The sequence below is a fragment of the Bradyrhizobium sp. GW821-FHT13H06 genome (assembly GCF_058803975.1).
Map to the genome: position 1 here is coordinate 445808 of NZ_JBXAPN010000006.1, position 26989 is coordinate 472796.

Below are 26989 nucleotides of genomic sequence, written 5' to 3' on the forward strand. Positions count from 1 at the left end.
AAATCAAAATTTACGGAGGACATGCCATGAGAGAAATCGATCGTCGAAGCAAGCATAGCCGCCGCGTCTTTCTCAAGGGCGCGGCAACCGCCGTGCCGGTCGCGGCCGTTGCGACCAGCGTCGGTGTCAGCATCGATGACGCCTGGGCCGAGGAGACGAGCGCGCTCTCGCCCGCGACGATGAAGACGCTGCTGAAGGTCGCGCGCGACATCTATCCGCACGACGTGCTCGGCGACAGCTATTACATCACCGCGGTCAAGCCCTGGGACGGCAAGGCCGCGAAGGATCCCGCCGTCAAATCGCTGATCAGCGACGGCATTGCGCGGCTCGATCAGAACGCGCGCGACCGCCACAAGGTGCCTTATGTCGAAGTGGCCTGGGAAGCCGACCGCGTGGTGCTCCTGAAGGAGATCGAGCAAAGCGACTTTTTCCAGAAGGTGCGCGGCGATCTCGTCGTCTCGCTCTACAACCAGAAAGAGGTATGGCCGCGGTTCGGATATGAGGGCTCCTCCGCCGAGCTCGGCGGCTACATCAACCGCGGCTTTGCCGACATCGACTGGCTGCCGAAGGCTTAGATCGCCACCCCAACGGTTCAGGAGAACGCATATGGCAAAATTCGATCTGAACGACTCCGGCGTCGTGGTGATCGTCGGCTCCGGCGCCGGCGGCGGCACGCTGGGCAACGAGCTCGCGCAGAAAGGCGTCAAGGTCGTCATTCTCGAGGCAGGTCCCCGCATCGAGAACCACGACTTCATCAACGACGAATGGGAGAGCTTCTCCCAGCTCGCCTGGACCGATGCGCGCACCACGTCGGGCACATGGCGCGTCGCCAAGGATTTTTCGGGCCTTCCCGCCTGGATCGTCAAGGCGGTCGGCGGCTCGACCGTACATTGGGCCGGCGCCTCGCTGCGCTTCGACGAGCACGAGTTCAGGGTGAAGAGCACCTACGGCAACATTCCCGGCGCGAACCTGCTGGACTGGCCGGTCACGCTCGCCGAGATGGAGCCATGGTACGCCAAGGCCGAGAACAAGATGGGCGTGACTCGCACCAACGGCATTCCCGGCCTGCCCGGCAACAATAACTTCAAGGTGCTGGAGGCCGGCGCGAGGAAGCTCGGCTACAAGACCGTGCACACCGGCAACATGGCGATCAACAGTCAGCCGCGCGACGGACGGGGCTCGTGCCAGCAGATCGGGTTCTGCTTCCAGGGCTGCAAATCCGGCGCCAAATGGTCGACGCTCTACACCGAGATCCCCAAGGGCGAGGCAACCGGCAATCTCGAGGTCCGTCCCGGCAGCATGGTGGTAAAGATCGAGCATGACGCAAGCGGCAAGGTCACCGGTGTCGTCTACGCCGACGAGCAAGGCGCGATGCAGCGTCAGAGGGCGCGCATCGTTGCGGTAGCCGGCAACTCCATCGAGAGCCCGCGGCTGCTGCTCAACAGCGCCTCGCCCATGTTCCCCGATGGCCTCGCCAACTCCAGCGGTCAGGTCGGCCGCAACTACATGCGTCACATGACCGGCAGCGTCTACGCGGTGTTCGAGAAGTCGGTGCACATGTATCGCGGCACCACCATGGCCGGCATCATCCGCGACGAGGCCGCCAACAACCCCAAGCGCGGCTTCGTCGGCGGCTACGAGATGGAGACGCTGTCGATCGGCTTGCCGTTCATGGCGGCGTTCCTCAACCCCGGCGCCTGGGGACGCTCGTTCACGTCCGCGCTCGACGGCTACCCGCGCATGGCCGGCATGTGGCTGGTCGGCGAGGACATGCCGCAGGAGACCAACCGCATCACGCTCGATCCGGTCGTGAAGGACAAGTTCGGTCAGCCGGTCGCGAGCGTGCATTTCGACGATCATCCCAACGATGTCGCGATGCGCGCGCATGCCTACAAGCAGGGCGCCGCGGTCTACGACGCCGTCGGCGCCACCGTGACCTATCCGACGCCGCCCTATCCGAGCACGCACAATCTCGGCACCAACAGGATGAGTGAGAAGCCCCGGGACGGCGTCGTCAACAAATTCGGGCAGAGCCACGACATCAAGAACCTGTTCGTCTCCGATGGCAGCCAGTTCACCAGCGGCGCGGCCTGCAACCCGACGCTGACCATCGTCGCGCTCGCGATCCGGCAGGCGGACTACATCGCCGGTGCGATGCAGAAGAAGGAGATTTGATCTCACCTGGCATTGCCAGGACGATATTGAGGAGAGATTGCCTGCTCACACGCCAAGGTGTCGTCCCGGCCTGGTGCGCGATTGCGCATCAGGCCGGAGCGACATCGAGAATGCGGGTGTGGCTCTCGCTGTAGGGACTATTCGGCCGCGTCGAGAATGGGCGCAACCATTGCCTTGAACTCCCGGACCGGCGCAACGCTTCGAGATCGATAGATCAGACAGGAGCAGCGCAGCAGCGAGGCGAAATTGTTGACCTCGCCATGATGGTCGAGCACCTCGTTGTAGAGCGTGGTCAGGAACTTGCCGAGGCTCATGCTCTCCTTGGCCGCGATCTCCTCCAGCGTGTCCCAGAACGCCATTTCCAGACGGATCGACGTGCAGTGCCCACCGATCCGCAAAGACCGTGTCTGGGATTCGTAGTCGCGTTGGGGCTGATGCGCGAAGAGATGGCACATGGCGTCCTCCCGTCCTGTTGCCGTTTTTTCACGATGCTACACCGCTGCCCGGCGCCTCACAATCACAACCACGGCCGAAAGCCGGCGCATCGACACCGCGGCACTGTCCCGAACGTCCAATGTCTTCAATGTGATAGGGGGCCTTCTTCCCCAGCCCGTCACGCGGCTGTTGCCCAACGCATGCTTTTGACGCAACACGGCCTAGAATAGACCATCAGCGAATCCAAGACCGAGCCCGATCGAATTCATGCCCGTCCGTCAATTGCCAGAACAGGTCGTCAACCGCATCGCCGCCGGCGAGGTGGTCGAACGTCCGGCGAGCGTGGTCAAGGAGCTGGTCGAGAACGCCATTGATGCCGGCGCGAGCCGGATCGACGTCTTCACCGATGGCGGCGGGCGGCGGCGGATCGGCATTATCGACGACGGCAGCGGCATGACCGCAAAGGACCTCTCGCTCGCGGTCGAGCGCCACGCCACCTCCAAGCTCGACGACGAGGACCTGCTCCAGATCCGCACCCTCGGGTTCCGCGGCGAGGCCCTGCCCTCGATCGGTTCGGTGGCACGGCTGTCCATCACCACGCGACATGCCGGCGAACCGCATGCCTGGGCTCTCACGGTCGAGGGCGGCGAGAAGTCCGAGATCATGCCGGCGGCGCTGGCTCACGGCACCCGCGTCGAGGTTGGCGACCTCTTCTATGCGACGCCGGCGCGACTGAAGTTTTTGAAGACCGACCGCACCGAGGCGGAAGCCATCCGCGAGGTGGTGCGGCGCCTCGCCATGGCCCGGCCCGACATTGCTTTCACGCTCGCGGGCGAGGAGCGCGCGCCGGTGACCTGGTCCGCCGCCCTGCCCGGCGCCGCCGGACGGCTGACCCGGCTCGGCGATATTCTGGGGGCCGAATTCCGCAGCCACGCCATCGAGGTTCATGCCGAGCGCGAAGGTGTGGTCGTCGACGGCTATGCGGCGGCGCCGGCGCTGACCAAGGCCAACGCGCTCGGGCAATATCTCTTCGTCAACGGCCGGCCGGTCCGCGACAAGCTCATTCTCGGCGCTGTGCGCGCGGCCTATTCCGACTACCTGCCGCGCGATCGCCATCCGGTGCTGGCGCTGTTCGTCACGCTCGATCCGCGCGAGGTCGACGCCAACGTGCATCCTGCCAAGACCGAGGTGCGATTCCGCAACGCCGGCCTCGTGCGAGCGCTGATCGTGCACGGGCTGAAGGAAGCCCTCGCGCGCGAGGGCCGGCGCACCGCCGCCAACAGCGGCGAGAGCGCATTGTCCTCGTTCCGGCCTGCCTTCACGCCGCGCCCCGCTAGCTGGGACTGGCGGGCCTCTCCAGCCGCCCCGGTCGCGCCCTGGCCGTCCCTCGAAGGCGCCGCCGCCCCCGCCTTCGCCGAGCGCGTGCAGGCTGCATTCGATGTCGGCGCGCCCAGCGCGGACGTGCGGTTCGAATCGCAGCCAACCGGCGACCTCGTCGATCGCCCGCTCGGCGCAGCGCGCACGCAGATCCACGAGACCTACATCGTCTCGCAGACCCGCGACGGCCTGATCATCGTCGACCAGCACGCCGCGCATGAGCGCATCGTCTACGAGCGGCTGAAGGCCTCGCTGGCTGCCAACGGCGTGCAGCGACAGATCCTCCTGATCCCCGAGATCGTCGAGATGGACGAGGCGACCGTCGAGCGCCTGCTCGAGCGCAGCGAGGAACTAGCCTCGTTCGGCCTCGCCATCGAATCCTTCGGCCCCGGCGCGGTCGCGGTGCGCGAGACGCCGTCGCTGCTCGGCAAGACCAATGCGGGGGGACTCTTGCGCGACCTCTCCGAGCACATGGCCGAATGGGACGAGGCGCTACCGCTGGAGCGCCGCCTGATGCACGTCGCCGCCACCATGGCCTGCCACGGCTCGGTGCGCGCCGGCCGCAGGCTCAGACCGGAGGAAATGAACGCCCTGCTCCGCGAGATGGAGGACACCCCGAACTCCGGCCAGTGCAATCACGGCCGGCCGACCTATGTCGAGCTGAAGCTGAGCGATGTCGAGAAGCTGTTCGGGCGGAGGTAGCCCCGGCCTTGTAGGATGGGTAGAGCGAAGCGAAACCCATCAATTCCACCCACGCGGCGAGACGATGGGTTTCGCTTCCCTCTACCCATCCTACGGCTTCCTTAAGAACACAAACTCCGTATCGTCATAGGCCCGCCGCTCCAATTCCTCGAACCCGTCCGGCGTCACGAACTGCGCGGCCTTCGCCTCCTCCACCACCAGCAGCGCGCCCGGCGTGAGCCAGCCGCCGTCGCGCAGGCTCGCGAGCGCCTTCTCCGCAAATCCCTTGCCATAGGGCGGATCGAGGAACACCAGCGAGAACGGCTCGACCGGATGCGCAGGGCCGAGATCGGTGGCATCGCGGCGATAGACTTTTGTCACCCCGCCGAGGCCCAAAGCCTCGACATTGTTACGCAGCAGAGCGCGCGCCTCCGCGCCGTTGTCGACGAACAGCGTGAACTTGGCGCCGCGCGAGGCCGCCTCGATGCCGAGCGCCCCGGTGCCGGCGAAGAGATCGAGCACGCGCGCGTCCTGGATCGGATCCTCATAGGCGTGCACGAGGATGTTGAACACGGACTCGCGCAACCGATCCGCCGTGGGGCGGATGTCGCGCGAGGACGGTGAGGCCAGATTACGCCCCTTCAAGCGACCGCCGACGACGCGCATCTACATGACTCCGTCATGCCCGGGCTTGTCCCGGGCATCCACGTTCTTCAAGCCGGAATGCAAGCAAGGCGTAGATGGCCGGGTCAAGCCCGGCCATGACGACCTGTGGCGGAGCGTCGGCGTCATCTCGGCCATCGGCCTTACTCGCCGTCCCGCGGCGTCAGGTCGCGCTTGCCGTGATAGCCGCGCTTGGGACGGCGTGGCGGGCCATGGCCGGCCGCGTCCATCTCGTTGCGCTCGCGCGCCTCCTCGCTGCCGGTGCGCTGCACCAGCACACGGCGGCCCTTGCGGTCGTTGATCACGGCGCGCTTGCTGGCGGGCTTGTTCTCGCGGGGCGCATCGTCATCGGCCGCAGACGATTTCTGCGGCACATCGAACTGCGCGCCCGATTTCTCGATCACCTTGTCGCCGAGCTGCTCGCGCAGCACGCGCGAGCGGACCTCCTCGACCTGGCCCTCGGGGACCTCGCCGAGCTGGAACGGACCGTAGGAGACCCGGATCAGCCTGTTCACCTCGAGCCCGAGATGGGCGCAGACATTGCGCACCTCGCGGTTCTTGCCTTCGCGGATTGCGAACACCAGCCAGACATTGGCGCCCTGGTCGCGCTCGAGCGTTGCCTCGATCGGGCCGTACTTGACGCCCTCGATCTCGATGCCGTTCTTGAGCTCGTCGAGCTGCGCCTGGGTGACGTCGCCATGGGCGCGGACGCGGTAGCGGCGCAGCCAGCCGGTGTCGGGCAGCTCGAGCGTGCGCGCGAGCCCGCCGTCATTGGTGAGCAGCAACAGGCCCTCGGTGTTGAAGTCGAGCCGGCCGACGCTGATCAGGCGCGGCAGGCCTTCGGGCAGGTTGTCGAACACGGTCGGACGTCCCTCGGGGTCGTCATGCGTCGTCATCAGGCCGCGTGGCTTGTGATAGAGGAACAGCCGCGTGCGCTCGCGCGGCGGCAACGGCTTGCCGTCGACGGCGACGGCGTCGTTCTGCGTGACATCGAGCGCCGGCGAGTTGATCACGCGGCCGTTGACCGTGACGCGGCCCTGCGTGACCATCTCCTCGGCGTCGCGGCGCGAGGCAAGACCCGCGCGCGCCAGCACCTTTGCGATGCGCTCGCCGGCCTTCTTCGGCTTCGGCGCGTCTTCGCGACGCGGCCGTCCCTCGAAATCGCGATCGCGCTGGCGATAGGCGCCGCGGCCGCCGAAGGCGGGGCGCTTCTCGAAAATCCTGCTCTCATCCTCGTTTTCGCGGCGCGGACGATCGCCGAAACGGCCTTCGCTGCGCGGATGCTCGTGCCAGTCGGAGCGGCCCTCCGAGCGCTCGCGTGGCCGACTGAATTTCGGGCGATCGCCGCCGCGCCCACCGCGCTCGCCCTCGGCATCACGACGAGGCCGATCGAATTTCTGACGATCCTCGCGCGGCCGATCGAACTTGGGGCGATCAGACTTGGGCCGATCAAATTTGGGCCGCTCGCGGAACGGACGATCGCCCGACGCGCGATCGTCGCGCGAACGCGAGAAACGCGGACGGTCCTCGCCGCCTTGCCGGTCGTCGCGCTTCTGCCAGGGCTTCTCCTGGCTGCGGTCACGGCCGCCGAAATCCTTGCGCGGCGGCCGATCGCCGCGGGAAGCCGCGTCGCGCTTCTGCCAGGGCTTTGAATCACTGCGCTCGCCGCGATCGCGCGGGCGGTCGCTGCGATCCGGTGCGCCGCGCGAAAACTTCCGCTCGCCCTCGAACTTGCGCTCCGGACGATCGCCACGCGGCGCGTAGGGCCGCTTGTCGCCGAACTTCTTCTCGCCGGAACGACCGGCCGGACGGGAATCGTCGCGGCCATAGGACGGGCGATCACCGCGCGGCTTGAACGGCCGCTTCTCGCCATCGCGCGAGGTGCGATCGGAAAACGGCCGGTCGCCGCGCGGCTTGAAGCTGCGCTCGCCACGGCCTTCACTGCTGCGATCCTCGCGCTTGACGCGGGGACGGTCGCTGAAACCGCGGCGCGGGGCATCGCCCTCCTCGCGGCGGCGGAACGGACGATCCCCGCGGTCGGCGCGAGGCGGGCGGCTGTCGCGGTCGCCGCGGGGCGGGCGGGGATCGCTCCTGCCCTCAGGGCCGCGCTTGGCGAACTTCTTCTCGGGGCCACGCGGCTTGCCGGACCGGCCCTTCGGCGGGCCTCCCCTTGCCGGGCCTCGCCGGCCGCGGGAATCGTTGTCTTTGTCGCTGTCGCGAGGCATGAATAATCTCACCTAGGGGGTAGCGCGATGAGCATTGTGCGCGCTCGCTGCGAGCCGCATGCTCAGGCAAAATCGGTATCCACTCTTGCTGAAGGCGGAGCTAGTAGCAGGTTTCTGGCGATGATACGAGGCATGAAAGCCCCTTCTTTCATGGATTTGGCGCTTCTGACGGCCGAAAATGCCGGAAAGTCGGGCGAAGTTCCGATCGGATGCGTGGTGGTCCGCAATTGCGAGGTCATCGCCACGGCCGCCAACCGGACGCTGACCGACCACGATCCGACCGCCCATGCCGAGATCATCGCGCTGCGCGAGGCCGCCGCGAAGATCGGCAGCGAGCGCCTGGTCGACTGCGACCTCTACGTGACGCTGGAGCCCTGCACCATGTGTGCGGGCGCGATCTCCTTTGCAAGGATCAGGCGGCTCTATTACGGAGCCGCCGATCCCAAGGGCGGCGCGGTGGAATCCGGCGTGCGCTTCTTTGCCTCGCCGACCTGCCACCACGCGCCGGACGTCTACTCCGGCGTCGGCGAGAGCGAGGCGGCGCGGCTGCTCAAGGAGTTCTTTCGCGAGCGGCGCTAACCCGCGGAGAAGAACTCGCGCAGCGCGTTCGCGGTCGCGTCCGGATTCTCCTCGGTCAGGAAGTGCCCGGAATCGACCGGCATGCCGTCCAAATTGGTCGCCCATTGCTTCCACGTGTCCAGCGGCGTCGCGGCGGCCTGGGCGATGCCGGCATTGCCCCACAACGCCAGCATCGGGATTGTGATCTTCTTGCCGGCCTCGAAATCGGCCTTGTCGAGGTCGTAGTCGAAATAGGCGCCGGCGCGGTAGTCCTCGCACATCGCATGCACCCGGGCGGGATCGCGGAACGGGGCGAGGTAGTGTTCGAGCGCGCGCGGGTCGATGGCGTCCAGCGTCTTCGACTTGGTCTGGCTCGCCATCTTGAAGCGCAGGAAGAACTCGCCATTGCTCGAAATCAGCGTCTCCGGCAGCGGATAAGGCTGCGCCAGGAAGGTCCAGTGATAGATCTTCAGGGCATAGGCGCGGTTCATCCGCTCCCAGTAATTATAGGTCGGCAGGATATCGAGCACGGCCAGACGCGACAGCCGGCCGGGATGATCGAGCGCGAGGCGGTAGGAAACGCGGCCGCCGCGGTCGTGGCCGGCGAGCGCGAAGTGCACATGGCCGAGACGCTCCATCGCCTCGACCATGGCTTTCGCCATGGCGCGCTTGCTGTAGGGCATGTGCAGCGCATCGCTCGCGGGCATGTCCGACCAGCCGTAGCCCGGCAGATCGGCGATGATCAGGGTGAAATGGTCGGCAAGCTCGGGCGCCACCTGGTGCCACATCACGTGCGTCTCGGAGAAGCCGTGCAGGAGCAGCAGCGGCGGGCCCTTGCCGCCGACGCGGGCGAAGATGCGGCCGAAGGAGGTATCGATCCATTCGGCGGCAAAGCCCGGATAGAGGTCGGCGAGGTCGGACATCTTTCTGCATCCTTGTCTGGTCAGTCCCGGAGCCGCCCCGACACAACAAAAATGTCGAAAACAACCCCATGCACAGTAGCGGTATTATTTACGGGGCCGCTAACCCCAACAGCTGATTGCACATTCTGGAATGCTGATGTGGCGGCGCGGTGGCACAAACGTCGAGATTCCGGATCGGCGCGTTTGCGCGCCGTCCGGAATGACGAGCTAGTTTTTGGCCTTCTCCGCTTCCACCGCCTGCCAGCCGATGTCGCGGCGGCAGAAGCCCTCGGGCCAATCGATGCGGTCAACGGCCTGATAAGCGCGCTTCTGCGCCTCGGTCACGGTCTTGCCAAGCGCGCAGACATTGAGCACGCGGCCGCCATTGGCGAGGATGGCGCCGTCCTTCGCGATCGTGCCGGCGTGGAAGATCTCGACCGCCTCGACCTTGGCGGCCTCCTCCAACCCCTCGATGCGCGTGCCCTTCTGGTAGTCGCCGGGATAGCCCTTGGCGGCCATCACCACGGTGAGCGCGGAGTCCGGATGCCAGCGCAGGTCAAAGTGCTTCAACTCCCCGTCGCAGGCGGCGAGCAGCGCCGGCACGATGTCGCTCATCATGCGCAGCATCAGGACCTGGCACTCGGGATCGCCGAAGCGCACGTTGAACTCGAACAGTTTTGGGCCCTGCGTCGTCAGCATGATGCCGGCATAGAGAATGCCGCGGAACGGCGTGCCGCGCTGCTTCATGCCTGATACCGTCGGCAGGATGATCTTCGCCATGATCGCGTCGTGGACCTGAGGCGTCACCAGCGGCGTCGGCGAATAGGCGCCCATGCCGCCGGTGTTCGGGCCGACGTCGTGGTCGAACACGCGCTTGTGGTCCTGCGCCGAAGCGAGCGGAATCGCGGTCTCGCCGTCGCACAGCGCGAAGAAGCTGATCTCGCGGCCGGGCAGAAACTCCTCGATCACGACCTCGGCGCCGGCCTCGCCAAAGGCGCCCTCGAACATCATGGCGATGGCGTCCTCGGCCTCGCGCACCGTCTTGGCGACCACGACGCCCTTGCCGGCGGCAAGCCCGTCGGCCTTCACCACGATCGGCGCGCCCTGGCTCTGGACATAGGCGCGCGCGTCATCGGCGTTGGTGAATCGCTCATAGGCACCGGTCGGAATGCCGAATTCGGTGCAGAGCGCCTTGGTGAACCCCTTGGAGCTTTCGAGCTGGGCCGCGACCTTGCTCGGCCCGAACGCCTTGATGCCGGCAGCGGTGAGATCATCGACGATGCCGGCCGCCAGCGGCGTTTCCGGCCCGACCACCACGAGCGCGACCTTGTTCGTCTTGCAAAAATCGATCACCGCGGCGTGGTCGGCGACATCAAGCGCGACGCATTCCGCCTCCTTCGCGATGCCGGCATTGCCGGGCGCGCACCAGAACTTGGTCACGAGGGGGGAGGCTGCGATCTTCCACGCCAGGGCATGTTCGCGGCCGCCGGAACCGAGCAGGAGAATGTGCATCGAGGGCTCAGGAATTGAGGGTTTTGCTGGGCGGAGGTCGCATGAATCGGGTTGGGGCTCAAGGGGGATCGCCCTGAACTCTCCGCCATTCCCGGGCGCGGCGAAGCCCTTCTTCCTTCTCCCCTTGTGGGATGCGCCACGCCGGGAAAAGGTCCATGAGCTCAATGACAGACGCCGCCAATGCCGGCCTAGTATCGGGAAACGGCTTTTTCGGGTGCTTCCAAGCGTCGCTTTCGGCGCGGTCGGCGCACGGCCATGCTGCTGGGATTGAGCTAAAGATAGGCCTGCAGCATCGGGCGCTGCGGCTAAGCGCAAGCCGCCCCCATCTGCGATACGCGCGCAGCGCTCTTCTAGGCTTCGCCGTCCGTCTCGCTTTCCTCAAGCGCGATCTTCATAAACTCGTTGGGATTGAACGTAACCTTATCTTTGGCGGGCACGAGGTGTTTTGTATCTAGCTCCAATCGGTGCACGCTCGTCCTGGGCAAGGCCAGCCTCGCCTGATGCGCTCGAGTTGAGCAATTTGGAAGCTGGGGATATGTCCCTTGCGGTTCTGCCAGAGCGAGCGAGCAGCGATAATCTCACCCTCACAACGCACGGGGCCGTTACGTCATGGCGTGGGCACGACCTGAACACTCGAAACGTCGCGTCAATGATGCCGGTGCATTGGTGGCGACCTGGGATTTGGGGTCCGAAAGTGACTTTTCGAAGTATCTTGAAGCTCTGGACATTGTGAACAACTGGCGCTCGGCCCACAACTTCCCTCTGAACACCTTCCACGTCGGCTTGAGGAGGAGAGGAAGACAAATCGATAGCGGGATAATCACAGCACAACGCATCAAACGTCTGTCCTCGATTGAGCACAAGCTGGATCGCTTCCCGACGATGACGCTTTCGCAGATGCAGGATATCGGGGGATGTCGCGCTATCATGAGATCGAGCAAGGCTGTGAGGCAGCTTTGCGAAGCTTATGCTTCCAGCGATCTAAAGCACACGCTGGCAGTGAACGACGATTATGTCGCTTCGCCGAAGCCCTCTGGTTATCGGGGCGTTCATCTCGTTTATAAATACTTCTCGGATCGCAAGGCCGACTACAACACGCTAAAGATCGAAATCCAGATTCGATCTCAGTTGCAGCACGCGTGGGCGACGGCAGTCGAGACCGTCGGCACGCTCCAGCAGCAGGCGCTCAAGTCCAGCCAAGGTGAGAAAGATTGGCTGCGATTCTTTGCGTTGGCCAGCAGCGCCTTTGCATTGCGGGAAGGCACGCCGCCTGTTCCGGGAACGCCGAGCGCCTATCGTGAGCTCGTCCGCGAAATGCGCGATTATGTGCGTCGGCTCGATTTAGCGAAGCGGTTGCAGGCCTACGGGCACGCGATGAAGCTATTGTCGAGCCCGCGGCACAACAGAGGAGACGATCACTACTTCCTTCTAGAGATGAATCCAGCCTTGATGTCCGTCCAGGTCACCACCTTCAAGTTCGCCGAATCGACATTGGCAAATCAAAAATATCTGGAAGTTGAACGCAAGCTGAAGGACGTCCCAGGCGCGGAGGCCGTGCTTGTCTCAGTCGATTCTCTGGACGCGGTTCGGAAGGCCTATCCGAATTATTTTCTTGATACGCAGGTGTTCGTGCGGCTTATTCAAGAGGCGACCAAAACGCTAACGCCGCCGCCGCGTCCCTCAAGGAGGCCCCCCGACACAAGGCAGCTCGATTTGTTCAAGTAGTAGCGCTACCCTGTCCCACTGTCACGCTTCCAGCTCCAGTCGGTGCTGAGCCGGTACCTTTCCTCCTTGGGCAGTGTTAGCCTTGCTTGAAGCTCGTCCGGCTCAACTCTGCGCTTGGCCCAACTGGCAAAGCTCTTCCGCTCGCAGTCGCCTTTTTCCTGCGCGAGCCAAAAGTAGTTCAAGATTTCTGGATCGGCATCCTGCCATTTGACGGACCAATCGGTCGCTGCGGTCACTTGGCGGATGCGCTGCGACTTGCCACCAATGTAGAATTACGGTGACAGTGCACATAACTCTCAGAGCACCGGTTGAAGTTTTGTGCACTGTCACCGCAATCCCCTTGCGAAACCCATCGCACTTGTTGCGTGATAAGATCGCGTCATGACCGTGTACCGCCGCAACTTCGCTCCGGGTGGGTGTTTCTTCTTCACCGTCAATCTGGCGGAGCGGAGGCTCGCGTTGCTGACGGATCATGTCGAGGCGTTTCGCGAAACGCATCAGCGTCATCCATTCACGATCGATGCCATCGTGGTTCTGCCTGACCACCTTCACACCGTGTGGACGTTGCCGAACGGTGATGCCGATTTTGCAATGCGCTGGCAGTTGATCAAATCCGCCTTTTCGCGCGGTCTGGCGCGCAACGAGAGGATATCCCAAAGCCGTTCGGCCAAAGGTGAACGGGGCATCTGGCAACGCAGATATTGGGAGCATACCATTCGCGACGACGTCGATTTCGCGCGGCATGTCGACTATGTTCATATCAATCCGGCCAAGCACCGCCTCGTCAACCGAGTGCGTGACTGGGGGCCCTCCTCGTTTCATCGCCACGTCAGGCTCGGCAATGACCCGGCCGCTTGGGCCGGCGATCAGTCGGATGACGGCCGCGATGACGGTGAACGGGGATAGGGAGGCGATGGGTTCCGCGAGGGGCTCAACCCATTCTACGGGTTCCAGGCGCTCCGGCGGCTCTGACGGAGAACTCGTTGCAAGAAGAGAATAACATGCGCCTTGTCCCTTATCGGCCCATGATGCCGTGCCGTTTTGAACGGCGATGTGCTAGGTTTCCTGCAAGCATCGAGGACTGGGGACCACATTGAGTGATTCAGGAAAATGGGTCAGCCAAGGTCAGGAACGCCTGGCCGACTTCATTCGCCACAACCAACCTGCAATCATCAAGGAATGGACAGACTTCGCGCGGACCCGTTCGCCGGCCAGCGACGGGATGTCGAAGCTTGCTCTCGAAGACCATATTGCCGACATTCTCAAGTTCATCGCCGAGGACCTGGAGTCGCCGCAAACCGCGCGCGAGCGAGTGGACAAGTCGCACGGTTTGACCGTCGAAGACGGACCCTTTAGCCAAAGCGCGGCGGAAATTCATTCCGCACTTCGCCTCGCCGATGGTTTCGACATCGACCAGATGGTTTCGGAATATCGGGCACTACGTGCAAGCGTCGTGAAGCAATGGGTGGCCAAGCAGGAAAGCCTTGCCAGCACAGATGTTGAGGACCTTACGCGGTTCAACGAAGCAATCGACCAGGCCGTGACGGAGTCGGTGGCGCATTACACCAAGACCATCAACAACTCGCGGAACCTGTTCCTCGGAGTCCTTGGGCACGACCTGCGTAACCCCATAGGCGCTGCTTCCATGGCCGCGCGGTGGATGGCACGATCGGGAACATCTGATCCGAAGCAGGCAAAAGTGGTGGCTGAGATGGTCCTGACGACGGACAGGGCCACGCGCATCCTTGATGACCTGCTGGATCTCACACGCTCGTCTTTCGGCACTGGTATCCCCGTCGAAAAAGCCAAAATGGACATGGCGAGGCTCTGTCACCAAATCGCTGATGAGTTGCGGGGCATCAACGCAGGCCAGATTATCGAAGTCACCCATCAAGGTGACCCGACGGGCCTTTGGGACGCGGCACGAATGGGACAGGTGCTCTCCAACCTGATGGGCAACGCGATTCAATACAGCGAGGCATCGGGTGCGGTCACCGTCGCGATATCCGGACTAGACCCCGAGGGGGTCGTCGTGACCGTGCATAACTTCGGCCCCCCAATTCCTCCCGAGAACCAGAAGATCATTTTTCAGTCTTGGATGCGCGGCCAGGAGGTTAAGGTCTCCGCCGAGCATGGGACACACCTCGGGCTGGGGCTCTACATTGCGAGACTGATCGTCGAAGCCCATGGCGGCGAGATCGATGTCACTTCGGACCAGAAGTCCGGCACGACATTCACGCTTCGGCTTCCGCGCTCGTGATCCTTTGGTCCGCGCATCGTTAACTCGTTGAGCGCTCTTTTCCATCGAGAATGCTTCGGGGTTTGTCGCGTTGTCAGAATGCGGGCGCAGCCTGCAGCCGCCGAGCTCGACCCCAGTCGATTGCGTTGAATGGACCCGAGCCCGTTGCATGGGTTGAGCCCTGGCGAAACCGATCACTCGAAGCGTCCTGGCCGCCGGGGCGCCCTCCGCGATTCGTCGTCACTTACAATCGGATGACGGCCGCGATTACGGTGAACGGGATAGAGAGGCGATGGGTTTCGCAAGGGCTCAACCCATTATACGAGCTGCAACGACGGAGGTGCATTCCCTTTCCCGCGTGCGGGAGAGGGCTGGGGAGAGGGTGTTTCCGCAATGGGAGAGCCACCTAGAGGAGAAAGCCCTCACCCGCGCCTTGCGCGACCTCTCCCGCACGCGGGAGAGGTTGCACCGAGCCCGCAGCAAAGGGGTCTACCGCTTCACCCTTTTTGTTTCTCTTCTGCACTTTTTCCGTCCGAGCTTTTGGCGCGCTCTTCGAAACGATCAGGCCCCTTCGCTAGATCGTGTCCCATCTTGCTCTCGTTTTTCGCTTCATCCCTCGAAGTCGCTTCACGCAAGCCTTCAGCGGCCTGTTCACCCGCCTTTGATGATTTTCGTTCGTCATCCATTGGTGGCTCCTTCCTCATAAAGACGCCTCCCAGGAAGCTCGCTGGTCTATCCCGGATTGGACGTATCAACGTTCCAATCAGATCGCCTGGACATTGTTCCCGGTCCCGTTGAGGCTCCGAGTCCGAACCGCGGCACATACCAGCCGAACAGGCAAGGCCGACATCGACGCGCTAAGCACGCTTCGACGCGCCCAACAGCGCTCGAAATGTCTGCCTTGGTTCAAGGCAATTACGGTGACAGTGCACAAAATTCCAAAGTCTGAGCACTAATTGCTCCCGACTAGTGCACTGGACTGCGCCGTCACCGTAACCTGATGCCGCCGGGCAGCGCGTCGAAGGCGGCCATGATCTTCGGACGCAGCGGCTGGTGGATGATGCCATCGAGCTCGGCCAGGCGCTTGCCGGCGATCGACTTTTCGCCGTGCGAGCAATCGGCTACACGGGAATTGCATTTTCCCCCGTGTGCTCGCGAAGCGCTGATCCAACAAGGCCTAGGGATGACTGAAAAGCCGCAGCCGGGCGCTCCCGCCCTCGAAAAAGGGCTGGACCTTCTGGAGGCGCTGGCAGGCGCCTCACGCGGCCTGAGCCAGAAGCAGCTCGCCGAACGCGTCGCGCGCTCCGTCAGCGAGATCTTCCGGATGCTGGTGGCGCTGGAGCGCCGCGGCTATGTCGCGCGCGACCCGGCGACCGGCGAATACACCTTGACGCTGAAGCTGTTCCGGATCGCCTCGCAATTCCCGCCGACCGAGCGGCTGCTGAAGGCGGCGCTGCCGGTGATGGAGCAGCTGGCCTCGCGCGTGCAATTGTCCTGTCACCTCACGGTGCTGCACGGCGAGCAGTTCATGGTGATTGCCCGGATCGAGCCGGAATGGCTGATGGGCTGGTCGGTCAAGGTCGGCGCGGTGTTTCCGCTCACCCAGCAATACGCATCGGCGAAGGTGCTGGCGGCCTTCCAGCTCGAGGGCCGGCGCGAAGAGCTTGCGCAGGTCATCGCGACCAATGACCGGATCAGCACCAAGAAGGCGCTTGCGGCGCTCGACCGCATTTCAGCGGAGGGAGGAAACTTTTCCAATGACGACGGCTATACGCGCATCCTTGCCTATAGCTGCCCGATCATCGAAGCTTCCGGCCGTGCCGTGGCCGCCATGACCGTCCCGCTGGTGAGGCAGGATCAAATCCCCGCAACGGAGGCCAGCACCATCGCCGCCGAGCTGCGCAGCGCGGCCAGGATCGTCTCCGAGAAGATCGGCGGCGTTTCCTAAAGCGTGGTGAGATCAGGTTTGATCGCTGCAACATAAGTGCACTCCCTCTCCCGCTTCCGGGAGAGGGCGGGGGAGAGGGTGTTTCCGCAATGGGACACTCCCCTAGAGGAGGAAGCCCTCACCCGCGCCGGAGCCTGTCATCGGGCGCGCCTTCGGCGCGACCCGTTGGGCGCGACCTCTCCCGCACGCGGGAGAGGTTGCACCGAGCCCGCAGAAACGGGTCTGCTGCTTTCACCCTTTTTGTTTCTCTTCTACGCTTTTTCCATCGGAGCTTTTCGAGCGCTCTTCGAAACGATCAGACCCCTTGGCCAGATCGTGCCCCATCTTGCTCTCGTTCTTCGCTTCTTCCTTGGACGTCGCTTCACGCAAGCCTTCAGCGGCCTGTTCCCCCGCCTTTGATGATTTTCGTTCGTCATCCATTGGTGGCTCCTCCCTGATAAAGACGCCTCCCAGGAAGCTCGCTGGTTGATCCCGGATTGGACGTACCAACGTTCCAATCAGATCACCTGGACATTGTTCCCGGTCCCGTCGAGGCTCTTAGCCGCGGCACATACCAGCCGAACAGGCGAGGCTGACATCGATGCGCTGAGCACGCTTCGACGCGGGCCAACAGCGCTCGAAATGTCTGCCTTGGGTCAGGGCCGGCGTCGCCGGATTAGGCGACAAGATCAGCTAGGGCCAGACGGCGACATCACCAGCCCAGTTTGATATGAAAGAAGCGGCGAACAGACCGCCCCGAAAAGGTGTGCCCCGATGAGTTGGAATGAGACAGAGATTTTAACAGCTCGCCGCGGCATTGTTGACGCCTGCCAACGCATGTTGGTTGGGAAACTTTCGTACATCGAGGGAGCCCGGATAGTTCTATCTTTCCAGAGGGAAGCGAAGTTAGCTGACTTGGATGACGATCTGTTGCCGTTCACAGGTATCTTTTCCGAAACGGACGCTCTGCCAATCGGGGAGCAACAAAGATCCCTTTGGCAACCGGCTGCGCTTGCAGCACTTCAAGCTGAAATGGATCAGAAGGAAGCTTGGTCCAAAGTTGTCGGCGAAGCGGCTTGCCGCAGATTGATCGAGCGCTTTGTACATCCAATCTGAGTGAGCCGGGAGTCGAGAACTGAAATCTGCCTTAGGCCAAACGCCGACAATGAGGCTCGGTCAGCCAGTACAACCGCGTCGGAATGTCTGCATTAGGTCACAAGCGAAAGCTGCTGGTAAGCGGCGTCTGGGCAGCAAACCTTGACCAATCACTGAAGGCGTCGCCTGCTGATTTCCAATCAGCGCGCCAACACCGGATTCACGCCAATTTGGCACCCGCTTTGAATCCGGCGCAAATCGTGCGCACAACGTTGCGGGCCATCCTCTCGCTGGGGAGATTGGCCGCGACGGCGGTTGCCACGTGGACGGGGTGGACAAACACGGTCACCGCGTCCCGCACGACACCGGCAGCGGCCTCGATATCATCTACTCTAATTTCACCGCGCTTTTTTGCATCAGCCAGGATGCGGCCGACCAGAGACGTCATCGCCTTCGAGTACGCCGCTATGATCTCCGGCCGCTCCTCCACGATCCGGCGGTACAGGCCGTAAACCTCTGCGTCGGCGGTAAACCGTTCGCGCTTGCGGGCGTGCAACGCCATCACCATCCCCTCCAGGCGCTCTGCGAAGGATCCTCGCGCCTCGACGAATTTTCTCGCCATCTCTTCCTCGTCGCGCATCATTTCAACGACGAGGGCGTCGAAGATGTCTGCCTTGGAGCGAAAGTGGCGATAGATCGTGGTGTGCGACGTGCCAAGCGCACGCGCGATGTCGACCACGTTCGTCTTTGCCTCACCATGCCGACGGACCTGGGCTCGAGCGGTTTCGAGAATCTGCTCTCGGAACGAATTGTCGTCGGAAGAGGGACTTGAGGGCATATCGACCTGCGTTTCCTGGCAAAAAGTACAGCAAAGTCGCCCTCTTCGCAAATCCGAACAAAATATGAATTATGTTCGTTGACTTTTGAACGGGCGCGCGACATGATCGGGCTCTATTCAGCGCGAGAGGCTCGCCATGACTGATCCCCTGAAGCCGTCCGAACAGGCCCGAATTGCGCTCGTGACCGGCGGCTCCGGCTTTGTCGGCGGCCGCTTGATCTCGCACCTTCTCACCCAGGGCTGGCAGGTGCGGGCGCTCGCCCGAAGCGCAGAGAGCGAGGCGCAAGTCAAAGCGTTCGGAGCGACGCCAGTTCGGGGCGCGCTCGACAACGAGCAGGCGCTGCGAAAGGCGATGCAAGGCTGCGAAATCGTGTTTCACGCTGCTGCGCACTTCAAGCTTTGGGGCAAGCGAGAGCTTTTCGATCGGACCAACGTCGAGGGCACGCGTGTCGTCGTGAACGCGGCGGCGGCGTCGGCCAGCGTGCGCCGCGTGGTTGCGGTCAGCGCAGCGGCGGTGGTCATGGGTGATCCCGAGCCGATGTTGAATGCCGACGAGAGCCTTCCGTTACAAGTCCGCGCCTTCTCGCCCTACGCCTCATCGAAAGCTGAAGGCGAATGCGTCTTGCTGGCCGCCAACGGCGTCCGCCCGGGCCTGGAGACGATCGCGCTGCGGCCGCCCTTTATCTGGGGAGGCAAAATGCCGACCCTCGATCACATGGTGGAGACGGTAAAGGCTGGCCGGTGGCAATGGGTCGCTGGAGGCACGCAGGCCATGTCGAGCTGTCATGTCGACAACTTGTGCACCGCGCTGATACTCGCAGCAGATCGGGGTCGCGGCGGCCAGGCGTATTTCGTCGCAGATGCCGAGCAGAGCACCCTCAAGAGCTTCATCTCGTCGCTGCTTGCCACCCGCGGGGTAAGCCCGCCAGACAAGTCCGTCCCGTTCGCAATGGCCTGGACCATGGCCGGCCTCATGGGAGCGGTGTGGCGCATCCTGCGCCTCAGCGGCGAGCCGCCAATCACGCGCCAGATGCTACGCCTTATCGGCAAGCCATTCACAATCAGCACCCGCAAGGCGCAGGCCGAGTTGGGCTACGCGCCGCAAATCACAATGAAGGAGGGACTTGCCGCGATGCGGCAGCCCGAAGCCAGCCTCGCCAGTTTGGCTGACCATCGCGGAGACCGGCGCGCAATCGCTGTCTCCTGACGGCAAAGTCATGTCTTCTCGCCGCACCTTCATTGGAGCTTTTGCTGCTCTTGCAGCCGGAGGCCGACATCGTTTCAATGAGTACACGCCCTAGGCCAGCGTCATCCCGCCGTCCACGACCCAGGCGGCACCATTCACGTGCGCAGCCTCGTCGGAGGCGAGAAACGCAACGACGTTCGCGACATCCTGCGGCCGCCCATGCGCGGTTGCAACGTTTCGGCGCAACGCAATGGCGCTGTCACGCGCCTGGCCTTCCAGTTCCCGGATCATGCGCGACTCGACCGGTCCGGGCAGAACGGCGTTGACCCTGATCCTCGTCCCGGCGACATCGAGCGCCGCCGTACGTGTCAGTCCGAGCACTGCGTGCTTCGAGGCGACATAGCCGGCGAGCCCCGCACGCCCCCGGATTGCAGACGTCGATGCGGTGTTGATGATCGCGCCCGTTCCACGCTGCATCATTCTCGTGATCACGTGCTTGAGGCCGAGAAACACCCCCTTCACGTTCACCTGTAGCAATTGATCGAATGTTTCGTCGGGGTATTCGTGAAGAGGCGCGACGACACCCTCGATGCCCGCGTTGTTGGCAAAGATGCCGATCGGCCCCAGGCGCGTTTCGGCCGCCTCGACGAAGGCGATCGTATCCTGCGCGAGCGAGACATCCGCACGGATGGCGAGCGCCCTTGCCCCGCCCTCCTCGACCAGCTGCGCAGTGGCGCGTGCGGCCGCCTCGTCGCGATCGACGATCGCGACCGCATCGCTCATCCGCGCCAGCCTCAGCGCAATGGCGCGTCCGATATCGCCCCCGCCGCCGGTGACGAGCGCGACCGGCGGCCGGTCACTCCCGGTCACGACTTCAGGAACTCGCAGCCGCCATCTGCCAGAGGCCGCCACGCCTCTGACGGCGCAATGGTCTTGACCAGCTTGTAATAGTCCCAGGGATATTTGGAATCTCCGGGGGTCTTCACCTCGAACAGATACATGTTGTGCAGCTTGCGACCGTCGGCGCGCACGCTGCCCTTGCCGAACAGCGGATCATCGGTCGGCAGCTTCTTCATCTGTTCGACGACCGCCTTGCCGTCGCTGGAGGCGCCGAGCGCGTCGACGGCCTTGAGGTAGTGCAGGGTCGTGGCGTAGGCGCCCGCATGCAGCGCAGTCGGATAGCGGCCGTTGTTGCGCGGGGCGAAGCGCCGGGTCCAGGCGCGGGTATCTTCGTTCAGGTCCCAGTAGAAGGATTCGGTGAACTGCAGGCCCTGCGCGATCTTCAAGCCGAGCGAATGCACGTCGCTGAGATACAGCACCGTCGCAACGACGCGCTGGCCACCTTGCGGAATGCCGAATTCGACCGCCTGCTTGATGGAGTTGATGGTGTCGCCGCCGGCATTGATCAATGCGATGATTTCCGCCTTCGAAGACTGGGCCTGCAACAGGAAGGAGGAGAAGTCCTGCGTGTTGATCGGTGTGCGGACCCCGCCCAGAACCTTGCCGCCGGATTTCTGCACGACGTTCTTGATGTCGCCTTCCATGGCATGGCCGAAGGCGTAGTCGGCAGTGAGCAGGAACCAGCTCTTGCCACCGCTCTCGACGACAGCGCGCGCGACACCCGACGAGAGCGCGTAGGTATCGTAGGTCCAGTGCACGAGATTGGGCGAGCAGGACTTGCCGGTCAGGTCCGACGAAGAGGCGCCGGAGACCAGCAGAGTCTTGTTGTTCTGCTGCACGACGTTGCGGACCGCGAGTGCGACGGCCGAATTCGGCGCATCGACGATCACGTCGACACTCTGCCGATCGATCCACTCGCGCGCGATGTTGGCGCCGAGATCGGCCTTGTTCATGTGGTCGCCGCTGATGATCTCGATCGGCCGGGTCATCTTCGGACCGGACGCCTGGAAATCCTCGACCGCCATTTTCGCCGCCAGCAGCGAGCCCGGACCGGTGACATCGGCATAGAGGCTGGACATGTCCGTCAGCACGCCGATGCGAAGCGGCTTTGCCTCCTGCGCCCGCGCCCCGAGTCCCGTCATGCCCAAAGCAAATCCGCCGGCGCCGGCCAGCAGCCGGCGGCGGCTCACCCGAAATCGTCCTTCCATGTCGAATCCCTCCTTCGCCTCGCGCGTGTTTCTTCCCGGTATTCGCCGCCCGCACGTACATCGCGCGCAGGCTGATCTTGTGGTCAGGGAATGAGCCGCTCGATGAGCCGCCGGTCCTCGACCTCGAATCCGCCGCCATAGACCTCCGACACCATGAAATGCGCGCCGAGGATTTCCGGCTCGAGTTCGGCAATCGGATCGTACTCGCTGGCGTGCAGCGTCATCGCGGCACGGCCCGGCAGCGGCTTGGAGTATTTCAACGGCGTGCGGCGATAGGCGATGTCCGCATAGGCGATGCCGAGGCGCTCAGGATGCGGCAAACGACGCACATGGATTTCGCCGGCCGGCAGTTCGTCGCCATCGACGATGCGGACGACGGGTGCTGATGCATCCGGCGTGAAGGCGAAATCGGCCAGTGGAATTCCGCGGCGCCGGACCCACCCGGTGATCGAGCCGTCCGGATGCTCGTCGAAGGCGTAATGGGCGTCCTTCTTGGTGTAGCCGAACACCTCGCGCCCGGCACAGATCCCCATGGGATCGCTGCAATACATGAAGATATGCGTCTCGGTGAACAGCCCCTTGTACCGGACAGGCACGGAGATCATCAGATCGAACATCTCGCCCGCGTGCACGGCCAGGGAGTGGCCGGGCGAACGCATGAAGCGGAAGGCGACGCGATCGCTGGCGATCTCGAACGGCGTGTCGGCCAGCAGTGCCGCGACCTTGCCCGGCGCGACACGGGTCATGATCTCGACGGTCCGCAAGGTGCAGCCCCACTCCACCGGGTAGGCCGGTGAATAGGGCGGATTGACCCCGCTATCCGGCTTGAGCCGGTACTGCGCAAACATGCGCCGACTGGGATCGTTGGGATCGGCCACGGTCATCGGGTCCGCTTCCTCCTCTTAATTCATATATGATTTGTTACTTTCATATATGAAATATAGGGCGAGTCAAGCAGCCCTCGGCGGGAGCGGTTCCACGGCTCGCCGAATCGATTGGCGCTGGCTTGCGAAAATCCTTAACGTCGGGCTCGACCCCAACATGCCGAATCGTTCGCCGATGCCGCCCGCGGAACCACTGCTCAACGCGCCCGAATTCACCGTCTCCGAGCTCTCGCTGTCCCTGAAACGGACGGTCGAGGACGCCTTTGGCCATGTCCGGGTCCGCGGCGAGATCTCGGGCTTTCGCGGCGCCCATTCCTCCGGCCACTGCTATTTCGCGCTCAAGGACGAGAGCGCGAAGATCGAGGCGGTGATCTGGAAGGGCGTGCACGGCCGCATGCGCTTCAAGCCCCAGGAGGGGCTGGAGGTGATCGCCACCGGCAAGCTCACGACCTATCCGGGCTCCTCGAAATACCAGATCGTGATCGAGGCGCTGGAGCCCGCGGGCATCGGCGCGCTGATGGCGCTGATGGAGGAGCGCAAGAAGAAGCTCGCCGCCGAAGGGCTGTTCGACGAGGGGCGCAAGCAGCTGCTGCCCTGGCTGCCGGAGGTGATCGGCGTCGTAACCTCGCCGACCGGCGCCGTGATCCGCGACATCCTGCACCGGCTGGAGGACCGCTTCCCCCGCCGCGTGCTGGTGTGGCCGGTCAAGGTGCAGGGCGACGGCTCGGCCGAGCAGGTCGCGGCCGCGATCCGCGGCTTCAACGCGATCCCTGCGGGCGGCAGGATTCCGCGGCCCGACGTGCTGATCGTCGCACGCGGCGGCGGCTCGCTGGAGGATCTCTGGTCATTCAACGAGGAGATCGTGGTGCGCGCGGCGGCAGAAAGCATGATCCCGCTGATCTCCGCGGTCGGGCACGAGACCGACATCACGCTGATCGATTTCGTCGCCGACAAGCGCGCGCCGACCCCGACGGCGGCGGCCGAGATGGCGGTGCCGGTGCGCGGCGAATTGTTCGTCGAGGTCGCCGATCTCGGACGCCGCACCCGCGCCTATTGGCAGCGCGCCCAGGAGAACCGCCGCAGCGAGTTGCGCGCCGCCGCGCGCGCGCTGCCGGCGGCCGGCGATCTGCTCGCGATCCCGCGGCAGCGGCTGGATTCGGCAGGCAGCGCCCTGCCCCGCTGCCTCAAGGCCAACACGCATGCGCATTTCCGCAGGTTCACCACCGCCAGTTCAAAGCTGACGCTGCGGGTGCTGCACGGCCAGATCTCGCAGGCCGATCACCGCCTCACCGTGTGCGGCGAGCGGCTCGGCCTCTCCGCGCGCTCGCTGCTGCGGCAGCGGCGCGACCGCTTTGCCGGGCTGGAGGTGCGACTGCGCGCCTCGAAGCTCTCCAACGCGCAGGCGCAGCGCAACGCGATTGCGCGCCAGCGCGAGCGCACGCATCGTCTCGCCGAACGCGCGCAACGCGCGCTGGCGACGCTGCTGCACCGGCTCGACACCCGGGTCGAGAACAGCGGAAAGCTGCTTTCCGCGCTGTCCTACCGCAGCGTGCTCGCGCGCGGCTTTGCGCTGGTGCGCGATGAGGCCGGCCACCCCCTGCATGCGGCGGACGCGATCGGTCCCGGCGCACGCGTCGAGATCGAGTTTGCAGATGGCCGCGTCGGCGCGACCGCGGATGCAGATCGCCCGGCGCCCGCGGCAAAGCGCACGGCAGCGCAAGCCAAGCCGGCCACGCAGGACGCCAAGCCCGCTCCGAAGCGCGTGGCCAAGCCGGTGGATCAGGGCAGTCTGTTCTGAGGCGCGAGGACGGCGCTCCACCCTCGCTGTCATTCCCCGCGTTGTGCGCAAATGCGCACTGGAGCGGGGAATCCAGTACGCCGCGGCCTCTCAGTGAATCACAGCCATCTCGGCGTACTGGATCGCCCGGTCAAGCCGTGCGATGACACCGAGTATGGCGCGCCAGAGTGCCGAGCACTCGTCATTACGAAGACGGCGCGTCCTACCGGCAGGACAGTCCCGCGTCGATCGTGGTCCAGAAGCCGCAATGTTCCGGCGCCAGCATTGGCGCGCCGGCGCGGGCTTCGAACAGGAAGATCGCCACGGTGAAGACGATCAGGGCGGAGGCGAAGAGGACGATGCGGTTGCGCATGTGAGACCCGTTTAACCGCCATCGTGGTCGAATGATGGCACGGTCACAGCTGAAACCGGCGCAGCATGGGGCCGTAGATTCCCGGTCGGCCATACTCCGTGCAGGGCGGTGGTCGATGCGGGGCTGCCCGCCCAATTTGTTCCTCGGGCGGCCCCGCTTGGGGATTGTAGCCCGCATGAGCGAAGCGATATGCGGGGACAGTCTTCCCGGATGTCGCTTCGCTCATCCGGGCTACTGGAGCTTCATCACCGCTCACCGCGCCAGCCATCGCGCGACGTCGTTCTGAGATTCCGCACGCGCCTCGGCGTCCATGCCGAAATGGCCGCGCTCGGGCGCGCCGGCCTCGCTGCTGCCGGCAGCTGCGTGCAGCGGCATGTTGGCGCGATCGAAATCGTGATCGGCGCCGGGATAGACCACGATGCGCGCGAGCGCGCTGCGGCCGCGCGCGCCGTCCACCATCTGGCGGCAGGCCGGCGGCGACGACACGTCGTCGTCGGCGCCGATCAGCACCAGCGTCGGTACCCGCGTGCTCCACCCCAAACCCGCCGAGATCCGGCAATCCGGATAGAACGCGATCGCGGCGCGAAAATCCGGACCGAGATCGCGCGCTGCGCTCTGCGGGCGCACGGCCCAGAGCAGCGCGCTCGCGCCATTGGCCCAGCCGATCAGGCTGACGCGGTCGTGCGCCACCCAGGCCTGCTTCATCAGCCAGGCGCGTGAGGCCGCGATATCGGCGACGCGCTCGCGCCGCGCCTTGAGATGCATCTCCCTGACGCGGCATTGCGGCCCGAGCTCGCGCGAGCCGTAGCTGTCAGGCAGCAGCACGGCATTGCCAGCCCTGAGCAGGCGCTCGGCCCAGTCTCGATAGCGCGGCAACACGGGATCGGAATGGCCGCCGAGGCCGTCGCAGCCATGCAGCGCAATCACGGTCGGAAACGGGCCTGCGCCCTCGGGCTTGTAGAGCTGCGCATGGAGGACCCCGGACGCGAGCGGAATGTCGACCGCCTGCGGCGCCGGTGCGGCATGCGCGGCCGATACCAGCAGCGCCAGGAACAGGGCGGTCAGTCGAAAGTGCATCGGACTCTGCCGGACAAGATGCCGGAACCAGCGATCCTTCGCTCGAGGCCTTATCACGCAGAAACGGCGGTAAAACATCACGAACCGGTGGGTTTGACGGGCGGACAAGCCACCCTATCTATGCTACATCCAAGCCAACACATCGTGCCCTCCAGGGTTTTCTGGGAGGGGCCTTCCACGGAGACTTTCGACCGTGCTCAACAAGTTCGGCCCCTCGGGCCATGGCGAAGCGCAGGTGCAGTATCTCGACGGCGATTTCCGCGTGATCTCGCCGGGGACCTTCGTGCGCTGCGCGATCACCGACACGCGGATTCCGCTCGACGAGTTGAAGTACTGGAGCGTGGATCTGCAGGAGGCCTACGCCACACCCGTCGCGGTGCTGCAGCGGCATTTCCCCGGCGCGCTCAAGCCGCAGCCGTAAGGCCCGTGGCGCGCGGCTATCGCTGCTCCGTGCCATCCGACGAGCCTGCGCAGGTCTTGATGAAATCCTTCCGGGCCTCTGCGACGATTTTCTGATCGATCGCCTGCTTCAGACAATCGACCCGCGCCTGCGCCATGCAGAGCTGCAGCTGGTCGCGCCTGTCCTGTCCCTTCAGGCTTTGCGTCGTAGCCAGGCACGTGACCCGCTTGGTGGCGGGAACCGGCACCGCGCTGGGAGCAGCGGACGGCGTGGTTTGCGCAGCAAACACAGGCGCAATGATCAGACACACAAGGCTGGCGGCGACAGTCGCGGACGGCAATTTCATCGCATTCTCCCGATCGTCCGAACCGATAGAAGTCTTGCGATGAATGCCGCCTGAATGACCTGCAGGACCGACAACACGCAGACGCAGCGGCGCACGTGGTGCAGCTTATGGCGAAGCACGGGGATGAGTGCTTCGCGTCCCGACGATGTTCGCGTGCCTGATCCGGCGGTCTCGCAGCCGTGATCTCCGTGCCGCTCCGAGTTGCATCGAACAGTTGCGTGCACTCCGCGGCGAGTCATTTCGCGCTGTGGTTGGATTCTTCGTTGCCGTTCGGCGCCCTTGAGTTGTTTGACGAAGTCTTGGCGAAACAGATCGCTGCTAAAGTGCATGTTAGGTAATCAGCGCTGTTCCTTTTCGCACAGACGATCAGATCAATTAAACAGCCATCGAGCTTCGGAATTTGCACAGTTTGTGAACGGGCTCATACCGAAGAGCCATCTGACAGGCTACGATCATGGCGAAAATTCGCGGTGGAATATCTGTAGA

The 26989-nt window shown here is 64.1% G+C and carries 26 protein-coding genes and 1 pseudogene; 12 read left to right on the forward strand and 15 right to left on the reverse strand.

The window, feature by feature from the left end; genetic code table 11:
• Positions 1-26: 26 nt before the first annotated feature.
• A complete protein-coding gene (locus tag AC1RQP_RS26070; protein WP_239621136.1) occupies positions 27-575 on the forward strand; it encodes a gluconate 2-dehydrogenase subunit 3 family protein in 549 nt (182 codons plus the stop codon).
• A gap of 31 nt (positions 576-606) precedes the next feature.
• Positions 607-2175, forward strand: coding sequence for a GMC family oxidoreductase (locus AC1RQP_RS26075; RefSeq protein WP_492939204.1), 1569 nt, complete (start codon positions 607-609; stop codon positions 2173-2175).
• A 137-nt stretch (positions 2176-2312) separates the two neighbouring features.
• On the opposite strand, the gene AC1RQP_RS26080 is transcribed toward AC1RQP_RS26075, so the two are convergent.
• Entirely contained in the window at positions 2313-2630 is a 318-nt protein-coding gene (locus AC1RQP_RS26080; protein ID WP_492939206.1) for a ribbon-helix-helix domain-containing protein, read from the reverse strand.
• 247 nt (positions 2631-2877) lie between these two features.
• Between AC1RQP_RS26080 and mutL the strand changes: the two genes are divergently transcribed.
• Entirely contained in the window at positions 2878-4689 is a 1812-nt protein-coding gene (gene mutL, locus AC1RQP_RS26085) for a DNA mismatch repair endonuclease MutL (protein ID WP_492939208.1), read from the forward strand.
• 90 nt (positions 4690-4779) lie between these two features.
• Here the strand turns inward: mutL and rsmD are convergent, their stop codons facing one another.
• Entirely contained in the window at positions 4780-5334 is a 555-nt protein-coding gene (gene rsmD, locus AC1RQP_RS26090) for a 16S rRNA (guanine(966)-N(2))-methyltransferase RsmD (RefSeq protein ID WP_492939210.1), read from the reverse strand.
• Positions 5335-5474: 140 nt separating this feature from the next.
• Positions 5475-7556, reverse strand: a complete 2082-nt coding sequence (locus AC1RQP_RS26095) for a pseudouridine synthase (protein WP_492939212.1) — start codon at positions 7554-7556, stop codon at positions 5475-5477.
• Between the two features lie 120 nt (positions 7557-7676).
• Here AC1RQP_RS26095 and AC1RQP_RS26100 point away from each other — a divergent pair, with 120 nt between their 5' ends.
• Positions 7677-8135: a nucleoside deaminase gene (locus AC1RQP_RS26100; protein ID WP_492939279.1), complete on the forward strand. Its 459-nt coding sequence runs from the start codon at positions 7677-7679 to the stop codon at positions 8133-8135.
• Here AC1RQP_RS26100 and AC1RQP_RS26105 read toward each other — a convergent pair.
• On the reverse strand, positions 8132-9037 hold the full coding sequence (locus tag AC1RQP_RS26105) for an alpha/beta fold hydrolase (RefSeq protein ID WP_492939214.1): 906 nt from the start codon (positions 9035-9037) through the stop codon (positions 8132-8134). The genes AC1RQP_RS26100 and AC1RQP_RS26105 overlap by 4 nt on opposite strands.
• A gap of 207 nt (positions 9038-9244) precedes the next feature.
• Positions 9245-10528, reverse strand: a complete 1284-nt coding sequence (purD, locus tag AC1RQP_RS26110) for a phosphoribosylamine--glycine ligase (protein ID WP_492939216.1) — start codon at positions 10526-10528, stop codon at positions 9245-9247.
• A gap of 609 nt (positions 10529-11137) precedes the next feature.
• Here purD and AC1RQP_RS26115 point away from each other — a divergent pair.
• From AC1RQP_RS26115 to AC1RQP_RS26125, 3 genes are all read left to right on the forward strand, one after another.
• A complete protein-coding gene (locus AC1RQP_RS26115; protein ID WP_239621124.1) occupies positions 11138-12253 on the forward strand; it encodes a RelA/SpoT domain-containing protein in 1116 nt (371 codons plus the stop codon).
• A 381-nt stretch (positions 12254-12634) separates the two neighbouring features.
• A complete protein-coding gene (locus AC1RQP_RS26120) occupies positions 12635-13159 on the forward strand; it encodes an REP-associated tyrosine transposase (protein ID WP_239621122.1) in 525 nt (174 codons plus the stop codon).
• A 187-nt stretch (positions 13160-13346) separates the two neighbouring features.
• Positions 13347-14513, forward strand: a complete 1167-nt coding sequence (locus AC1RQP_RS26125; protein WP_239621121.1) for a sensor histidine kinase — start codon at positions 13347-13349, stop codon at positions 14511-14513.
• Positions 14514-14989: 476 nt separating this feature from the next.
• Here AC1RQP_RS26125 and AC1RQP_RS26130 read toward each other — a convergent pair whose 3' ends face one another.
• Positions 14990-15178, reverse strand: a complete 189-nt coding sequence (locus AC1RQP_RS26130; RefSeq protein WP_239621119.1) for a hypothetical protein — start codon at positions 15176-15178, stop codon at positions 14990-14992.
• Between the two features lie 307 nt (positions 15179-15485).
• A pseudogene (locus AC1RQP_RS26135) lies at positions 15486-15572 on the reverse strand (transcriptional regulator); the annotation flags it as partial.
• Positions 15573-15675: 103 nt separating this feature from the next.
• On the opposite strand from AC1RQP_RS26135, the gene AC1RQP_RS26140 reads away from it, so the two are divergent.
• Positions 15676-16440 carry an IclR family transcriptional regulator gene (locus tag AC1RQP_RS26140; protein ID WP_492939219.1) on the forward strand — a complete coding sequence of 255 codons (765 nt, stop codon included), beginning with the start codon at positions 15676-15678 and terminating at the stop codon, positions 16438-16440.
• Between the two features lie 231 nt (positions 16441-16671).
• Here AC1RQP_RS26140 and AC1RQP_RS26145 read toward each other — a convergent pair whose 3' ends face one another.
• On the reverse strand, positions 16672-16860 hold the full coding sequence (locus AC1RQP_RS26145; RefSeq protein WP_492939221.1) for a hypothetical protein: 189 nt from the start codon (positions 16858-16860) through the stop codon (positions 16672-16674).
• A 333-nt stretch (positions 16861-17193) separates the two neighbouring features.
• Here AC1RQP_RS26145 and AC1RQP_RS26150 point away from each other — a divergent pair, with 333 nt between their 5' ends.
• Positions 17194-17535, forward strand: coding sequence for a hypothetical protein (locus tag AC1RQP_RS26150; RefSeq protein ID WP_492939223.1), 342 nt, complete (start codon positions 17194-17196; stop codon positions 17533-17535).
• 199 nt (positions 17536-17734) lie between these two features.
• On the opposite strand, the gene AC1RQP_RS26155 is transcribed toward AC1RQP_RS26150, so the two are convergent.
• A complete protein-coding gene (locus tag AC1RQP_RS26155) occupies positions 17735-18352 on the reverse strand; it encodes a TetR/AcrR family transcriptional regulator (protein ID WP_492939225.1) in 618 nt (205 codons plus the stop codon).
• A 136-nt stretch (positions 18353-18488) separates the two neighbouring features.
• On the opposite strand from AC1RQP_RS26155, the gene AC1RQP_RS26160 reads away from it, so the two are divergent.
• Positions 18489-19559, forward strand: coding sequence for an NAD-dependent epimerase/dehydratase family protein (locus AC1RQP_RS26160; protein ID WP_492939227.1), 1071 nt, complete (start codon positions 18489-18491; stop codon positions 19557-19559).
• A 90-nt stretch (positions 19560-19649) separates the two neighbouring features.
• On the opposite strand, the gene AC1RQP_RS26165 is transcribed toward AC1RQP_RS26160, so the two are convergent.
• From AC1RQP_RS26165 to AC1RQP_RS26175, 3 genes are all read right to left on the reverse strand, one after another.
• Entirely contained in the window at positions 19650-20450 is an 801-nt protein-coding gene (locus AC1RQP_RS26165; RefSeq protein WP_492939229.1) for an SDR family NAD(P)-dependent oxidoreductase, read from the reverse strand.
• Positions 20405-21580: an ABC transporter substrate-binding protein gene (locus tag AC1RQP_RS26170; protein WP_492939281.1), complete on the reverse strand. Its 1176-nt coding sequence runs from the start codon at positions 21578-21580 to the stop codon at positions 20405-20407. The genes AC1RQP_RS26165 and AC1RQP_RS26170 overlap by 46 nt, the downstream gene beginning before the upstream one ends.
• Positions 21581-21729: 149 nt before the next feature.
• Positions 21730-22530, reverse strand: a complete 801-nt coding sequence (locus tag AC1RQP_RS26175) for an acetoacetate decarboxylase family protein (protein WP_197488637.1) — start codon at positions 22528-22530, stop codon at positions 21730-21732.
• Positions 22531-22705: 175 nt separating this feature from the next.
• Between AC1RQP_RS26175 and xseA the strand changes: the two genes are divergently transcribed.
• Positions 22706-24328 (forward strand): exodeoxyribonuclease VII large subunit, encoded by a 1623-nt coding sequence (xseA, locus tag AC1RQP_RS26180; RefSeq protein ID WP_492939283.1) that lies wholly within the window; start codon positions 22706-22708, stop codon positions 24326-24328.
• A 202-nt stretch (positions 24329-24530) separates the two neighbouring features.
• Here xseA and AC1RQP_RS26185 read toward each other — a convergent pair whose 3' ends face one another.
• Positions 24531-24680 carry a hypothetical protein gene (locus AC1RQP_RS26185; protein WP_162832052.1) on the reverse strand — a complete coding sequence of 50 codons (150 nt, stop codon included), beginning with the start codon at positions 24678-24680 and terminating at the stop codon, positions 24531-24533.
• A 252-nt stretch (positions 24681-24932) separates the two neighbouring features.
• The gene (locus tag AC1RQP_RS26190; RefSeq protein WP_492939231.1) at positions 24933-25757 is read right to left on the reverse strand and encodes a dienelactone hydrolase family protein; all 825 of its coding nucleotides are present in this window, start codon (positions 25755-25757) and stop codon (positions 24933-24935) included.
• A 193-nt stretch (positions 25758-25950) separates the two neighbouring features.
• Here AC1RQP_RS26190 and AC1RQP_RS26195 point away from each other — a divergent pair, with 193 nt between their 5' ends.
• Positions 25951-26178, forward strand: coding sequence for a DUF2093 domain-containing protein (locus tag AC1RQP_RS26195; RefSeq protein ID WP_028181257.1), 228 nt, complete (start codon positions 25951-25953; stop codon positions 26176-26178).
• A gap of 16 nt (positions 26179-26194) precedes the next feature.
• Here the strand turns inward: AC1RQP_RS26195 and AC1RQP_RS26200 are convergent, their stop codons facing one another.
• On the reverse strand, positions 26195-26503 hold the full coding sequence (locus tag AC1RQP_RS26200; RefSeq protein ID WP_492939233.1) for a hypothetical protein: 309 nt from the start codon (positions 26501-26503) through the stop codon (positions 26195-26197).
• Between the last annotated feature and the right edge of the window lie 486 nt (positions 26504-26989).